The sequence below is a fragment of the Candidatus Pantoea deserta genome (genome assembly GCF_003813865.1).
Taxonomy (GTDB): domain Bacteria; phylum Pseudomonadota; class Gammaproteobacteria; order Enterobacterales; family Enterobacteriaceae; genus Pantoea; species Pantoea deserta.
Genome location: NZ_RMVG01000035.1, coordinates 1 through 14,808 on the forward strand (window position 1 = coordinate 1; position 14,808 = coordinate 14,808).

Sequence of the window (14,808 nt, forward strand, 5' to 3'; positions counted from 1 at the left end):
GGGATGAACAGGGCACGGCCCCGGAACGGCACACCACGGTGCCGGGCCGGTTCGCAGCGGCCACGTCTTTTTGTGGCCAGTGAGCGCGCGGGCGAAAGCCCGCTGCAGGGGTTGACCTGGCCGTCAGCCATCAGACCCTGGCCGCCAGGCCCGGAACGCTTCGCGGTCCAGCAGAGCTTACCGGCACAGCCGGTTAGCGCAGTGGGGCTGACGACCCGGCAGCGCCGGGGAGCCGGAGGGGGCCATCAGCTTTTTGATACTGACGTCCGCTTTGTGCCAGAAGCGGACGTTGTACACTCAAAGGAACTGTGGCCGGGCATTGAGAAATGCTTGTTATGTTTGCTTTTATCTATCGGTATAGATATCAGGCCGGGTGATAGCCCACGCGTAGTTTTTCTTATTCACCGGTTCATAGCCAAACTTTTTATAAAGCCAGGGCGCAGTTGTTGTGAATAACAAGATCCTACGAAGCTTTTCAAACACCGGGTGGCTATGAATACATTCCATAAGCCATCTTCCTAACCCGTCGCCCTGGTATTCCTCAAGCACATACACATCACAAAGATACGCGAAAGTAGCATAGTCCGTTATCAGACGTGCAAATCCTGCCTGAGATTCATTGTGATAAATGCCAAAGTTAAGGCTGTTCGCTACTGAAGCCGTGACGGTTTCCAGATCTATACCTTTTGCCCATGTAGATCTCGTCAAATACTGATGCACAGCCTGTATATTTAACTTTGCATTGTCTGTACTAATCAGAAAATCATTCATACGCCATTCATATATCGCTGAAATGCTCACGTTCACACCTGTTTAGATGTTGCAGGGAGACTTAACCTTATCATTATCTGAGAGAAATTATCCGAATTGAATCGAGCTGACTTCCAAAGATTGAACCGTTAGCGCTAATGCATAACGTCCGCTCTTCGCTCAAAGCGGACCCTAGTCTTCAAAGCAGCCAACTTCCTAAACAGAGCATGACCGATTCGAAAAGCTCCCGCCCTACCCGCCTCTGAACCCTTTAGGTATCGCATAATTCATGTAAGCTACCAGAGTGAAGTCCCGCCGGCCTTTGGCACGTTTGACCGGCTGGCTACGCCCCCTCTCTATGAACCGTCCAGTTTCATTTCCCACTGTGCCTGCATGCTCTAAGGAACTGCACCAGGCCGCTTTGTACCAATAACGGACGTTGCCGCTTACTCGAAAGAATAGTTTTATGAAGCCTTAGGATCAGTCGATTTAGCAAAATTCATTTAATTGATGATGAATACATTCTGGCGCTATAAAGAGGTTCAACCCCACAACTATCAGGTTAAAAATGCGAATTAAAAACCTAATGGATCATCCTGATTATCTCCATGTAACAACGGAACTACTGTTTAATGAATGGTCACATCTGCCTTCTTGGGCAGGTCTACAACAAATTCGCACCCGTCTCATTGAGCGTAATGCTACCGATAGTAGGGAATTCACCTTAGTGGCTTTAGATGCACAGAACACAGTGACTGCTGCCGGTAGCCTCATCTGTTATGAGCTTAAAGATGATCCGGCGCGCATTTACTGGTTGGGAGAGGTGATTACACGCTCAACTCATCGAGGTCAGGGGATAGGTACTGAACTGATCAAACGCATTATTGAGTTAGCTGCTCAGCAAGATATTACAGAACTTTGGCTTTACACTCCTGACAAGCAGTCTTTATACAGAAATTTAGGATGGGTAGAGCAAGAGCAACGTGTAGTCGCTGGTGAATTGGTAACAGTTATGGTTCGTAAACTGACGTGCTAATGACTCATTTCATCGCTTGATCCGTGAAGTTAAGTAAACCACCCGCTTGAGGTTGCTGCTTTATGTGAAGGGCATGTTATGACCAGCTTTAGCTCAACCAAATTTCAACTAGCTCAGCAAAATCGCTGTCTGCTGCAGAAATTGTAAAGGTCCGCTTCTCGCTCATAGCTGACCCGGGCCAGCACCTGTCCGCTGCGTACCAACAGCGGGCTTTTTAATGACCCGCAAAATACCGCGGAAGTGTTGTGGCTTAATGTGCAAACCTGCGCGAGCCGATTACACAAAGGATTACGCCCAGCGTTATCATAATCATCACCGGGCTAACCGTTTCAGACAGCAGCGTTGCCGAAAGTCCTAGACCGAAAAATGGCTGCAACAGCTGTAACTGTCCTACAGCTGCGATGCCCCCCGCGGCCAGCCCCCTGTACCAGAAAATAAAACCAACCAGCATACTGAACAGGGATACGTACCCCAGTGCAAGCCATACCGGCAGACTTATATCACTAATGCCCTTCGGTATTGTCTCAATGGTGGCAACCAACATCACAGGCAGCGAAATGATTAGCGCCCAGCAGATAACCTGCCATCCCCCCAGCTCACGCGAAAGCTTTGCGCCTTCGGCATAGCCGAGGCCACACACAACAACTGAGGCCAGCATCAGCGCATCGCCCGTCACAGATACAGCCCCGTCCAGGAATAGGGCAAATCCCATCACCAGCAGGCTGCCGGTCAGAGAAAATATCCAGAAAGCCAGTCTGGGCCTTTCGCCTCCTCTGACAACGCCAAAAATAGCGGTTGCCATGGGCAGAAGCCCGAGAAACATAATGGAATGAGCCGAGGTAACGTACCGTAGCGCCATTGCTGTCAAAAGAGGAAAGCCAACTACTACGCCCAGCGCAACGATAAGCAGAGAAATCAGCTGACACCGCTGAGGGCGTCTCTGTCTTAAAAACAAAATCAGCATAACGGCCAGCACACCGGCGACTGAAGCGCGTAAAAAAGTCAGAAAAAAGGGGTTCATTTCCTGTACTGCTATGCGGGTTGCGGGCAAAGAACCACTGAAAATGACCACTCCCGCCAGCCCGCTTAACCAGCCTGACTTCAGTCCTGAATTGGTTTTACTTACCCTATTTCTTGCCACAGCAGACCTCTTTCAGTTCATATAACGTTTTAATAAATTTGACATCTCCCATGCTAAGTTCCAGCATTCATTACAATCAAATAATTGTCATAGATACAATTTATGAAAGCGAGATACAAAGTCATCGTGGATGAGTTCGCATCCGCTATCCGAGCCGGCACGCTTCTGCCGGGCACACGTCTGCCTACTCACAGAGCGCTGTCGGCTGCAAAACACGTGTCTCTTGCAACGGCTAGCCGCGTTTACGCTGAGCTGGAAGTCATGGGTCTTGTAAGCGGAGAAACCGGAAGAGGAACTTTTGTCAGGGAAATCTCGCTGCCCGCTGGGCTGGGTTTGGATCAGCACGCGGTGGCGTCAGATGTGCTCGATCTGAACTTCAACTATCCTTCCCTGCCGGACCAGGCGGAACGGTTACGCGAAGCAATGCGACAGCTGGCCACATCAGGCGATCTGGCTTCACTGTTGCGTTACCAGCCTCATGCTGGCAGGCAGAGCGACAGAGAGACCATCGCGACATGGCTTCATGGCACCGGCCTGACCCCGTCAGCCGATGACGTTTTGATTGTGAATGGCGCGCAGCAGGGCCTTAGCGTTGCAGTGATGGGACTGCTAAAACCCGGTGATGTGGTAGCAGTTGACGCGCTGATTTATCCCGGTTTCAAGGCGCTGGCCAGTCTGTACCATCTCGAACTCGTGGCGATACCCGCCGATGCCAGCGGACCGGACCTGACAGCACTCAGGCAAATCTGCCAGCGCAGGCATCTCCGCGCAGTTTATACGATGCCGACACTGCATAACCCGCTTGGCTGGGTGCTGAATGATGCCCAGCGCAGGGAACTGGCCCTGATTGCCAGAACCTTCGATCTGCTCATCATTGAAGATGCAGCCTATGCTTTCCTTGTCCGCCGTCCCCCGCCGCCGCTTGCGACTTATGCGCCCGAAAGAACCGTGTACGTAACCGGTTTCGCTAAAAGCATTGCCACTGGCCTGCGTGTGGGTGCCGTTGTATGCCCCGCTGACATGCGCATAGCCCTGGAGCGGGCTATCAGGGCAACGACCTGGAATACTCCCTCTCTCATGGTGTCGATTGTCTGCGGCTGGATCAAGGATGGCACCATCAGGCGCTTTGAGTCGCTTAAAAGACGTGACGCCCGTCAGCGTCAGGCGCTGGCCCGCCAGATACTGGCGAACAGTAAGTGGATAAGCCATGTAAACTCGTACTTTATGTGGTTACAACTGCCTCAGGAAGTAAGGGCTGACAAACTTGTCCGCCAGCTGATGCAGCAAAACATCTCAGTTTCCACAGCAGAACCCTTCAACACCTCACATAGCATGCCGCACGCTATTCGCCTCGCGCTTGGCTCAGTAACTATGAATCAACTGAGCGAGGCCCTTATTACAATTAAAGAGACTATTGAGTATCAGCAAGATCTCTGAGCGAATGTCCGCTTTGTGCCAAAAGCGAACATAGCCGTTCATTTAAGATGAGACAGTAACTGGCTGCACACCAGTTACTGATGTTGCTGGCACCTTACTTTGTTTTAAGTGCCTCGAGTATTCTAATGAGGCCGTATAACAACAAGTCAGCCAGAGCAATAAGGCTGAATGTCAGCGCCCCACCGCAAACCGCTATAGTCAACAACTGCTCCGGCATAAAAGTTGCCGAATCAGTACAAACCATAATAGTCGTCACTCCAAAAGAAATGACGCCTAATACTAAGCTATTAAGCCTGTTTATCACCGGTGACCTCTTGGGGAAAGATCATATCGTCATAACTCACAAAGCGTGACTTTTTGGTAATTCTGTATCCCAGCCATGTCAGTAAAAACAGCGGGATCCCGACATAGGTTGCCGCGACGTTGTACCAGTCAACACTTTGCTGCATAAACGCCATATAGTTCTGCCCGAGCATGACGACGACACACATTCCAAAAGCCAGTGCGGGCCCCAGCGGAAACCATGCTGCTCGGTAAGGCAGCCGGGAAAGCTTATGCCCCTGTCGAACGAACCCGCGACGAAACCGGTAGTGGTTGACGGCAATACCGGCCCAGCATATGAATCCTGTCATGCCGGTCATATTCAGCAGCCACATGTAGACTTCATGATTACCGAACAGAGAGGTTAGCAGGCACAAACCCGTCACCATAATCGTGGCCATGAGTGCGTAAAGAGGGACGCCGTGCTGAGTAAGACGGGAAAAAATGCGGGGCGCATTTCCTTCACGCGACAGGTTAAAGAGCATCCGCGTTGAAGAATAAACACCGGAATTACCGGCTGACACAACGGAAGTCAGAATTACGGCGTTCATGATCGCCGCAGCTGACAGCAACCCGGCATTCCGGAATACCAGAGCAAAAGGACTAACGCTGATATCGGCAATATCATTTCTGAGTAAACGGGGATCGTCGGAAGGTACGATCAGACTGATGACTAGAATCGCAAAAACGTAGAACAGCAATATCCGCCAGAATACCTGCCTGACAGCCCGTGGAATGGCTTTACCGGGGTTATCCGATTCTCCGGCCGCGATACCGACCAGCTCGGTTCCCTGAAATGACACTCCGGCAATCATTGCCGTCCCAATCAACGCGGTAAGACCGCCCGAGAAGGGTCCTCTGCCGGTAAACCAGTTATCTAAGCCTGATGAAGGTGCACCACTGAGAATACCGGCGATCATCATAAGGCCGGTTATGATGAAGAGCAGTACGGTGGTCACTTTTATCAGTGAAAACCAGTATTCAGCTTCGCCAAATCCTCTGACAGATACCGCATTCAGTAAGAAGATAATGCCGAGGAATGTTGCATTCCAAACCCAGCCTGGAACGTCAGGCAGCCAGTATCCCATTATCAGCTGCGCGGCAACCAAATCAACGGCAACCGCTACCGCCCAGCTGAACCAGAAGTTCCAGCCAAGCGCGAAGCCGAATCCTTCATCGACATAACGTGCACCGTACAGGGCAAAGGAACCAGATTCCGGCATAGCGGTAGCGAGTTCCGCCAGACTGGTCATGAAGAAGTAAACCATCACGCCAATCAGGATGTATGACAGGAGTGCGCCAGCAGGGTCGGCCTGAGAAATTGTGGCACCAGAGGCGATAAACAATCCGGTCCCGACAGAGCCGCCAATGGCGATCATGGACATGTGCCGGCTTTTGAGCACACGGCGCAGCCCCGTCTGCGGGGACGGTTCACAAACAGATGACATATTCATACCTGATAAAGCAGACGCGCAGAAACGCCGGGACGTCCGGCAATTCTGCAGACAGAAAAAAGGATTTTGGCAGCAGCCCGGTCGGCCTGCCGGAACAGATAACTACAGCGTCATGATCATTTCATGCCAGGCCATGCCGCCATGATCTGAGTCCGATGGTTTGATATACACGTAGCCGAATTTCCTGTAGAGCTCAACGTGATGCGTCTTGCACATGAGATGAATGGTTTTCTTGCCTTTCTCTCTCATAGCACTGATGAATGCACGCATCATTAAACCGGCGTAGCCCTTTCCCTGATAAGCAGGATCAAGCACAACCGACATGATCACCACGTTCGGTGCGGCGTCATCATGACCAACAAGCTCTTTGAACTCTTCGTCTGACATGACGACATCCCATGCACACCCGGAGTTGATGAAGCCAATCAGCACTCCGTCCAGCTCAGCACAAAGAAATCCTTCAGGATACTGTTGAATACGTGTGGCAATTTTTTCCCGCGTTGCGGCTTCGTCACCTTCATACGCTTCACTTTCAATTGCATAACATCTGTCGAGGTCTGACATGCTGACTTTGCGGAAATCTGGACTGGTCATTTTTTACCTGCGGTTTCTGGTTCTGGACGCCAGCATTCTACCCGAATAGTATAATGAACATACTGCATTCTATTCAGAGATAATATGAACAATATGCATCATGAATTGCGTACTCTCGACATGAATCTGCTGCTTGTTTTTGATGCGATTTACCGGCATCGCAGAATAAATATGGCTGCCGGAGAGCTGGCAACCAGCCCTTCAGCTCTGAGCCACGCTTTGTCACGACTCAGGACAACCCTTAACGATGAGCTTTTTATCAGGCAGGGTAGCAACATGCAGCCCACGGCCAGAGCCCACGTCATCGCCCCCGGCTTATCTGCCGCGCTGAATGCGATGTCGGAAAGTCTGCGATCAGCAAACGTATTTCGTCCTGAAAAGAGCACTCAGACCTTTCGCTTTGCCGTGACGGATTACACGGCGGCTGTCTTTTTACCGGCGCTTGTTACCCATTTACAACAGTCCGCACCCGGTATCTCGGTTAGAACCATCTACTCTACAGGCCATGATTCTCTGGAGGACCTCGTCACCGGGAAGGTAGATTTCGCAATAGGATTTCAGACGCCTGAGATGAGCCATCACAGTCAGCTTGGTGTGATTGAGGGATTCAGGGATGATTACATGGTTGCGGTGAGCAGTCATCACCCGCGTATAACTGAAAAGCTGACACTTGAGCAGTTTCTGGCGGAAGGTCATGTAGTTGTTAATCCGTGGAATGAAGCGCGCGGAACCATTGATCAGGAGCTGGAAAAACTAAATATCCGGCGACGCACTGTTGTCGAACTTCCCAGCCTTTTATCAGCACCTGCAATCGTCGCAAATTCAGAACTGATTGCCACACTGCCCGAAAGGGCGATAACAACCCTGTTCAGTTCGGAAGCGCTGACCTACTTTGCTGTGCCGTTTTCTGTTTCTCCCTACGTGCTGAACGTGTATTTCCATCATGGGCGCAGTGTTACTCCAGGTCATCACTGGATGAGGGAAGTTATAAATGAGGTGATGAACACTTTAACTCATACAAAATCATCGGCAGCCTATGTGACCAGCTCCCGCTGATAACACACCGCAATGCGAGTATGAACTACGATCTGCGAATGTCGGCTCATCGCTCATAGCGGACAGTCTTGTGTTAGAAGCTGACGTTAGAAACGTAAGGGGCATCAATGAACAATTAGCAGAGCATGCCCTTAAAATTATTCATAAAAAGCAGGTGAAAGACGTAACGAAGCCCATTGCTCAGTGTCATGCCCGTAAACCACGAACGCCGCATTTTCGCTTTCAGCCAGGTCTGCTATTTTTTGCGTACCCCGCCTGATACCGGGTTCATCCTCCATATCGGTGACAAACATCTGGCGTGTAGCCGCATTTGCCATTGAGTGATGCATAACAGCGTCAGCGGCAAGCAAAACGGTTCCTGTTTCAGAAAGCCGCACTAAAAGAGACTGGTGACCTGGAACATGCCCACTGGTTTCAAGCAGGACGATGCCCGGTAAAAGCTCATAATCACCTTCAATCAGGCGATACCGGAGGGAGGGATGGTCCCATGATTCTCGATTTGCGTTCAAGCGAGGATGCCCGTTTCTGGCCAGCTCGTAATGTTCTTTCTGAATGATGAACTCCGCATTGCTGAATAAATCATGATTGCCGGAATGGTCTTCATCAAGATGAGTGCATATGAGGTAACTGATATCGGCTGGATTCACGCCGATAGCCTCATGGAACTGCACCAGTATGCTATGTGCCAGAAGCGGACGTTGCTGTACCGAACTCTGTTGATTTATGCATTGCAGGGCATTTCTCGCGTGTATAACGCCCCCTGTCGCTCTGTCACTGCGTTAGACTGCCTGGTTCCGCTTTATCACGCTTTTCTACGTACCCTTCAATTTACTGCTAAGCGGAGTAGTCGGTTTGGTTCTGAAGTGCACCGTTCTTTCTGACCCCTTCGCGCAATTCCTTCCAATACCGATTACAGATGCAGTGGTTAAGTAAACCTCTCGTTACTTATAATGGAAGGGAATTTCATGTTTACGACACCGTTCTGGCCCGCTGCTGACTCATATCATATCCACATGATGGATATCCCTCTGCCTGACTCGCTTTCGCCCGCTGCGCTGGATCTTATCCACCAGGCTACGCGTCTTGCAGAGGCAGCCAGTCATATTCACCCGGTTTCCACACGGACCGGGAGTACGCTGCTTCAGTCTGTTGAAGAAAAGCTCAGCATTATTTGTTTCAAGCTTGCTCAGGAATTTGACGATCCGGATACCTGCAAAGCGTTGCAGTTACGTGCAGAAATCCTCTCTGACGCCAGCACAGCAAAAGAGCTTCTCCCGCAGATAGCAGGACTGGATGAACAGGAACTGGTGCAGGGAATAGGTTATATGTCTACATGGGTTGGTAAGTCTCGCACGCAGCATTATTCCGCCTGGTTTGGGTTACCCGATCGCGGGCTGCAGGAAGTTTCGGATGTGGTGGATGAGCTCTTTCCGGACAACCTGAGCTGGCTGCAAAATCATATCGACCAGCGGCTGGTTGCGCTGCCTGGATGCCGCTACAAAATTGTCGACCTGTTTGCCATTGCTGGCGAAGCTAACAGCTATCCCAAGCATTTCGCCTATTTCTTTCCTGAAGATGAAGGGGTGAAATACGCCCCCCAGAAGCGCACCATTGTGTTTGCAAATACCTATCTGAACCTGTTTGAACGCTTTGCCCAGTCCCAGGCTTCCCTGCTTGGCTGGCGGCATGAAGCTATACCGGACAGCGCTCTCTGTGCCCGCCACCTGATCGCCTGGTTCCGCGGTCATGATCTGGGGCATTCCGTTGTCCTTGAAAAGATGATGTTTGGCAAATTAAGTAAACAGGACAGATGGGGATCAATGGTTGTGCAGGAAGCACTGGCCGATGTCTTTGGGCTGCTGATGTGCCTGACAGAGCCTTCCCGGCAGGCCCTACAGCTGAATGAGACGTTGCAGTTAAAAATTTTCCTGCTGGAAATGCTGAGATATTTGCGCCGCGGCCCATGTGATTATCCTGACGCAGGGGCGGCCTATATACAGCTCAAGTGGCTAACTGAACACCAGTGTCTGAACTGGAGTGGGACGCATTATGTGGTGGAACTCAGCGCGGTGAAGCCTGCTCTGACGGCACTGGCAACAGCAATGACACGTTCTGTATTACAGGGTGATACAGAGGCAGCCCTGGCGTTCCTGCAATGCTATTCACCTCACCATCAGCGTGAAGAGGCGGATCTGCTGCTGAACCGGCTGGGTAAAACTGTCGATATGATCGAGTACGACCAGAAGATTAAAGGTTTTACGTTATGATCGAGTTTTCAAATGGTTTTTTACTGAGCCTTTCGCTGTGTCTTGATATCGGAATTGCCAATATCGCCATGATTACCCTTGCCATGCAACGCGGGTATTTTCATGGTTTCTGGCTGGGAATGGGAACCTGTGTGGGTGACCTGGCATATGCATTACTGGCGCTGGCGGGAATGGCCGTACTGCTTCAGTATGAAGCCGTACGCTGGATACTGTGGATTGGCGGTGGCGCGATGCTTCTGTGGTTCGCCGGCAAAATGCTGGTGGCCGCATTCAGGAAGGCTTCAGAGCTTAACGTGAGCGAAACCCATCAGTATCGCCCGCTGCTGCGTGAATTTGGCCGGGGCGTGGTACTTGCCATGTCCTCCCCCACGGCCATTCTGTGGTTTGCGACAGTGGGCGGTGCGCTGATATCCCGGATGGGCCAGCACAGCGTTACGGCAACGTCCTGGTTTCTGAGTGGCTTTTTCATTGCGGGAATGTTCTGGACCTGTGTATTGTGCCTGGTTGGGAGTTTTGGTGGCAAACTGCTTGGTCACCGTCTGCTTAAATATTCCTACATAGCCTCAGCGCTCATATTCAGCTATTTTGCGCTTTACGTGATTGTGTCAGGGTACCGGGAGTTTATGGTGGCCTGATCTGACCTGCGAAGCATAGTGATGGGGGGTTGTCCCCATCACTTTGCGAAACGCATTAATGAAATGACTCTGATCGTAAAATCCCAGCATTATCGCCGCATCGAGCGGATGCACGTTTCTGCGAAGCAAGTCGCGGGCATGGTGCAGACGAAGCTGCATATGATACTGCAGAGGCGGCATACCCGTATGCCGGGTGAAGAAGCGAACAAGATGATATTTGCTCATCTCCGCCAGCTGCGCGAGCATCTCCAGCTGCGGCTTTACGCTGAGGTGCTCCCGCAAGTACTCAATAACAACGTTGATTTTCTGTTCATCATCCTTCTGAAGTAGAGCTGGCGTCTCAAACAGCTCACCACAAAGTAAAATCAGTTCCTGCTCCTCATCTGTGCCCTGCTCCAGCCGGGCTGATGTTGCAAAACGGTACAACGCGTCAAACAGGCGAGTGTTATTAATTATGCCTTCTCGCAGAACAGGGGCTTCATGAGCGCTATTGAGATTGTCCTCATCTGCAAGCATTTTTATCACTGTCTGGGGTATGTGCACACTGATGAATTCCACGGCTTGAGTATCAAAACGCGAAGCCTGAATGGTTCCCGGATTGTATAAGGTAACCTGACCACTTTTAACATACGCGGTTTTACCTGCCAGCCAGATTTCCTCCACCCCCGTCAGGTTGGCACTGATGACATATTCATCGTGAAGATGTTTCGGAAAGCCCGAATTACGGGCTCTGACCCGCGAACACTCTATGCCATTCCGGCTAAACCATTCTGCAGACTCTAGTGACAACGTATCTGACCTTATGCAGTAATAGTGAATAATTATTAATGAATTATAAAACCATTTACTGAACGCTTTTTCAACTGGTGGTTTTAGGACTCCAGCGAATAAATTATCCTCCGGGCGCTAGTCTGCCAGTAATCGGATATGTCCCTTCCTGACCAGACCGGGCCCGCGCGGCCTGGTAAATCTAGCTGGGTTTTTCGGTTAGTTCACCAGAACACACGGACTGGCAATGCAGGAAAGGGACAGAAGGATGTTGTTCCTGATGTCCGCTTTGTGCCACAAGCGGACGTTGGGTATCGCACATAGCGTGTCTGTTAGGGATGCCTTCCTAATGTACTGCGCGCGCCCTTCTCAACCATGACTGGCCGCTGCGACGTTTCAGGGATACGTATTATCTCCAGTCCGTACGTTTCAGTAAAAACGAGAAGCAGAAAGCTGCAGAATGGAGATATCTCTCTTTTGTCCGGTAGCGCGCCTCGTTATATCCGGAATGACATTTCAGGACCATGAAAACATCAGAGAATACTTCATTGCTGTTCTTCATTCTCTGTGCGACTGGCCGCTTTCTCCTCAGCAGGGACTGATCGATCTGAGAGACGACCTATCTCACCGTAACGGGTATACCAGAACGGACTCCAGGGTTGAGGTCTGCGTCCATGATCTGAGGAATGCCGTTTTGGTTGTGAGAAACATTTTTGATACCGCGATAGCCTCCCTGCAGCTGGAAGGGTCGTTTTTTATCAATGGCCGCAAGGAAGAGGAGCGCGAATTTATGACTGCGATGATCGGCAACGGTTCATCATCAGGAAAGAAACCATGACAGAAATCGTTTCGTGTGGATATGCCTAGCCGCCTGCACAGCTGCCCGTGGCCATCGATTATCCCGCGGCGCTGGCCCAGCGTCAGATGGCGGCCCGGCATGACGAGTATGCGCAGTATCTGCCGGAACCGGAAATCAGTGCCCTGCTGCAATACGTGCCGGATCTGCACCACAAGATGCTGTTCACTACCCTGTGGAACACCGGGGTATGTATCAACGAAGCGATAGCTATCACAGAGGCAATGTCAGCAACGGGTGCCTTTTAGTTTCGTATCAGCCGCAAGTAGACTTTTAGATTTAAAGAGGAAATGACTTTATGTGGACAAAGCGTAAGTAGTTAAGATATTTCTTATTCCATGAGGTACATTATCCTGCACCGGAAGCCACACTTATACAGGAAATCAAAAATGGCAGGCAGGCAAAATATTCCCGCTCAGCTGCGGCTAAAGAAAATTGAAATTCAGAACCTGAAAGGCATTACTGACTGCACTATTGATTTTCCACCCGATAAAAATGTCACCGCCATTATGGGCATGAATGGCTCCGGTAAATCGACGATCATTCACGCCCTTGCCTGCTGCTACAGACCCCGGGCTACCACTTCCAAAGAAAATAACCAGTTTTCAGATTTTTTTACGCCCCATGATGAAAATAACTGGCGGGACAGTGGCTTTAAGGCTCAGTACTATGCAGGTACTCTGATGAATAACGGAGCCAGAATCCTATTCATATCCTCGCTGGCACCAAACGATGTTTTCAGTCAGGATTACAAAAAAGTAAAGCGATGGATGCCGATATATGAACGTCGTCCAGTCAAGGAATCACTTTACCTTGGCTTACAGACACTCGGCACCCTTTCTGACGATTTAGCTGCCTCCCGACACTCTAAATACCGCAGCGTACCGTTTGGTCCTCCACATCTGAAAACAAAAATTCTTCATTCCATGAGCCGGGTGATGGAGGCAAATTACTCTGACCTGATGATATGTACGTCTGGACGTGGCAATTATTCCTTTATCAAGCTCACCAAGAATGGTGTTACCTATACTGAACACACGATGGGCGCTGGTGAAAAGCGCGTTTATGAAGTGCTGCGGGCAGCCCACGATCCTCTGCTTCATCCTAACGGGTTACTTCTGATTGACGAGCTAGATGTGCTGTTGCATGAGAAAGCCTTTAAGCGACTGGTTAGCGAGCTCATTGAAATAGCCGATAGTTCCCTGCTGGAAATCGTCTTTTCAACTCACCGGGAATCCGTCATTCAGTTTAAAAGACTCATCAATATCGTCAGCATTTTCAATATGGGGACCGGCGTGCAGGCCTTTCCGGGCGTATCAGCTGATGCGTTACGGCAACTCAGTGACATTCAGCCGGAAATGGTCAGTGTGTTTGTTGAAGATGAGCTTGCGCGTACGGCGGTTAACGTCCTGCTTGAGCGTGAGGCCCTTACTGACAAGGTAGATGTGGAACTATTCGGAGCCGCGGAAAACTCTGCCGTCGTGCTTGCCGGACTGATGCTGGCCAGAAAGGATATCAGCAAAGTCATGTGCATTCTGGACGGCGATATCTGTCGTACCACACAGGAGAAACTCAAAATCATCCAGAAATGCCTGACCGGTACGGATAAAAGGCCTCAGCGGCGCCTAGTGCTGGACCGTATTTTTGAGTTCGGTCTCACTGACTTTCCACAGAAGGGAGCTCCTGAATACAACCATAAACAATGGTTTGAGTCCATTGATGCTGCAGATGTCACAGTCGAAGAGCGTGCCGAGTTCACCAAGCTGAAACAGTACTCATTATCGATTCAGGGCTTACCTGACTGGCATGACTATTATGAAAGACTGAACCATCTGGCGCGCAAACCTAACATTGAACATACTGTTTTAAGCTATATCAGTAAGTACAGTCCCGCCTGGAGTAATTATATCCATGATATTCGGATAGAAATTCTGACTAAAGCTGCTGAGCTTGAATAGCCTTATGAGCCGGTAAGCACTGGCCCAGCACCCGCGCGATCTCATCCTGCGATACGGAAAATGCGTTGGTTACCCCTTTCATGCCTGACCTCCCTGTAAGTTTCTGACCGTGGCCATAAAGCACGGCCAGTCACTGAACCGCATCGCCGACATGCTGGCGGGTCTGCCCTCACGATAAGCCTGCGCTAAACGCTGCGCCTGCGCTTCAGCCTGGTGCATCATTGCCAGTGAAGTTTGTTCTGACGCCACAGAAGCGGGCCGCCCGATATTCTCAGACAGACTCAGCAACGTGAGCACAGGAGGGCATGCGCTATTCTTTCTTGCTGTCGTCTCCGCCTGCGCTAAAGACTGCGCAGGGCGTGAGGATACATTGTGCAGTCTGCATACCCTGTGCCGCTGCGGATAAAGGGGAGGCGCCACTGCTGGTATTATCATGACAGTATTCATACGCGCGCTCCTTTTCTGCCCAGTACCGCCACAATTTCCGCTGGCGTAATGCCCGCTGAGACCATCTCTTCAATACGCGTCAGCAGCT

Annotated in this window: 13 protein-coding genes and 1 pseudogene; 8 read left to right on the forward strand and 6 right to left on the reverse strand. The window is 50.6% G+C overall.

All coding sequences use genetic code 11. The features are described 5' to 3' along the window. Nucleotides 1-345: 345 nt before the first annotated feature. Nucleotides 346-801 (reverse strand): GNAT family N-acetyltransferase, encoded by a 456-nt coding sequence (locus BBB56_RS22750; protein WP_199756298.1) that lies wholly within the window; start codon nt 799-801, stop codon nt 346-348. Nucleotides 802-1,318: 517 nt separating this feature from the next. Between BBB56_RS22750 and BBB56_RS22755 the strand changes: the two genes are divergently transcribed. Continuing rightward, nucleotides 1,319-1,786, forward strand: a complete 468-nt coding sequence (locus BBB56_RS22755; RefSeq protein ID WP_123803172.1) for a GNAT family N-acetyltransferase — start codon at nt 1,319-1,321, stop codon at nt 1,784-1,786. 250 nt (nt 1,787-2,036) lie between these two features. On the opposite strand, the gene BBB56_RS22760 is transcribed toward BBB56_RS22755, so the two are convergent. Next, nucleotides 2,037-2,927 carry a DMT family transporter gene (locus BBB56_RS22760; protein WP_123803173.1) on the reverse strand — a complete coding sequence of 297 codons (891 nt, stop codon included), beginning with the start codon at nt 2,925-2,927 and terminating at the stop codon, nt 2,037-2,039. A 102-nt stretch (nt 2,928-3,029) separates the two neighbouring features. Between BBB56_RS22760 and BBB56_RS22765 the strand changes: the two genes are divergently transcribed. Then, nucleotides 3,030-4,364, forward strand: a complete 1,335-nt coding sequence (locus BBB56_RS22765; protein WP_123803174.1) for an aminotransferase-like domain-containing protein — start codon at nt 3,030-3,032, stop codon at nt 4,362-4,364. 287 nt (nt 4,365-4,651) lie between these two features. Here the strand turns inward: BBB56_RS22765 and BBB56_RS22770 are convergent, their stop codons facing one another. Together BBB56_RS22770 and BBB56_RS22775 are read right to left on the reverse strand one after the other, a co-directional pair. After that, nucleotides 4,652-6,133 (reverse strand): amino acid permease, encoded by a 1,482-nt coding sequence (locus tag BBB56_RS22770; RefSeq protein WP_123803175.1) that lies wholly within the window; start codon nt 6,131-6,133, stop codon nt 4,652-4,654. A 108-nt stretch (nt 6,134-6,241) separates the two neighbouring features. After that, nucleotides 6,242-6,733 (reverse strand): GNAT family N-acetyltransferase, encoded by a 492-nt coding sequence (locus BBB56_RS22775; RefSeq protein WP_123803176.1) that lies wholly within the window; start codon nt 6,731-6,733, stop codon nt 6,242-6,244. 84 nt (nt 6,734-6,817) lie between these two features. Between BBB56_RS22775 and BBB56_RS22780 the strand changes: the two genes are divergently transcribed. Continuing rightward, nucleotides 6,818-7,789, forward strand: a complete 972-nt coding sequence (locus tag BBB56_RS22780; RefSeq protein ID WP_199756299.1) for a LysR family transcriptional regulator — start codon at nt 6,818-6,820, stop codon at nt 7,787-7,789. Nucleotides 7,790-7,926: 137 nt separating this feature from the next. On the opposite strand, the gene BBB56_RS22785 is transcribed toward BBB56_RS22780, so the two are convergent. Continuing rightward, nucleotides 7,927-8,436, reverse strand: coding sequence for an MBL fold metallo-hydrolase (locus BBB56_RS22785; protein ID WP_199756300.1), 510 nt, complete (start codon nt 8,434-8,436; stop codon nt 7,927-7,929). Between the two features lie 318 nt (nt 8,437-8,754). On the opposite strand from BBB56_RS22785, the gene BBB56_RS22790 reads away from it, so the two are divergent. Together BBB56_RS22790 and BBB56_RS22795 are read left to right on the forward strand one after the other, a co-directional pair. Continuing rightward, entirely contained in the window at nt 8,755-10,056 is a 1,302-nt protein-coding gene (locus BBB56_RS22790) for a DUF8614 domain-containing protein (RefSeq protein WP_123803177.1), read from the forward strand. Further along, on the forward strand, nt 10,053-10,691 hold the full coding sequence (locus tag BBB56_RS22795) for a LysE family transporter (protein WP_123803178.1): 639 nt from the start codon (nt 10,053-10,055) through the stop codon (nt 10,689-10,691). Before BBB56_RS22790 ends, BBB56_RS22795 begins: the two co-directional genes overlap by 4 nt. Here BBB56_RS22795 and BBB56_RS22800 read toward each other — a convergent pair. Further along, nucleotides 10,662-11,480, reverse strand: a complete 819-nt coding sequence (locus tag BBB56_RS22800) for a helix-turn-helix transcriptional regulator (RefSeq protein WP_123803179.1) — start codon at nt 11,478-11,480, stop codon at nt 10,662-10,664. The two genes, BBB56_RS22795 and BBB56_RS22800, sit on opposite strands and share 30 nt — an antisense overlap. A gap of 439 nt (nt 11,481-11,919) precedes the next feature. Here BBB56_RS22800 and BBB56_RS22805 point away from each other — a divergent pair, with 439 nt between their 5' ends. The 3 genes and pseudogenes from BBB56_RS22805 (at nt 11,920) to BBB56_RS22815 (ending at nt 14,273) form a co-directional block, all read left to right on the forward strand. Then, entirely contained in the window at nt 11,920-12,297 is a 378-nt protein-coding gene (locus BBB56_RS22805; RefSeq protein WP_123803180.1) for a hypothetical protein, read from the forward strand. A gap of 41 nt (nt 12,298-12,338) precedes the next feature. Beyond that, nucleotides 12,339-12,533, forward strand: a pseudogene (locus tag BBB56_RS22810) (phage integrase family protein); the annotation flags it as partial. A gap of 171 nt (nt 12,534-12,704) precedes the next feature. Further along, complete coding sequence (locus tag BBB56_RS22815) at nt 12,705-14,273, forward strand: AAA family ATPase (RefSeq protein WP_123803181.1); 1,569 nt, start codon at nt 12,705-12,707, stop codon at nt 14,271-14,273. Nucleotides 14,274-14,808 lie beyond the last annotated feature (535 nt).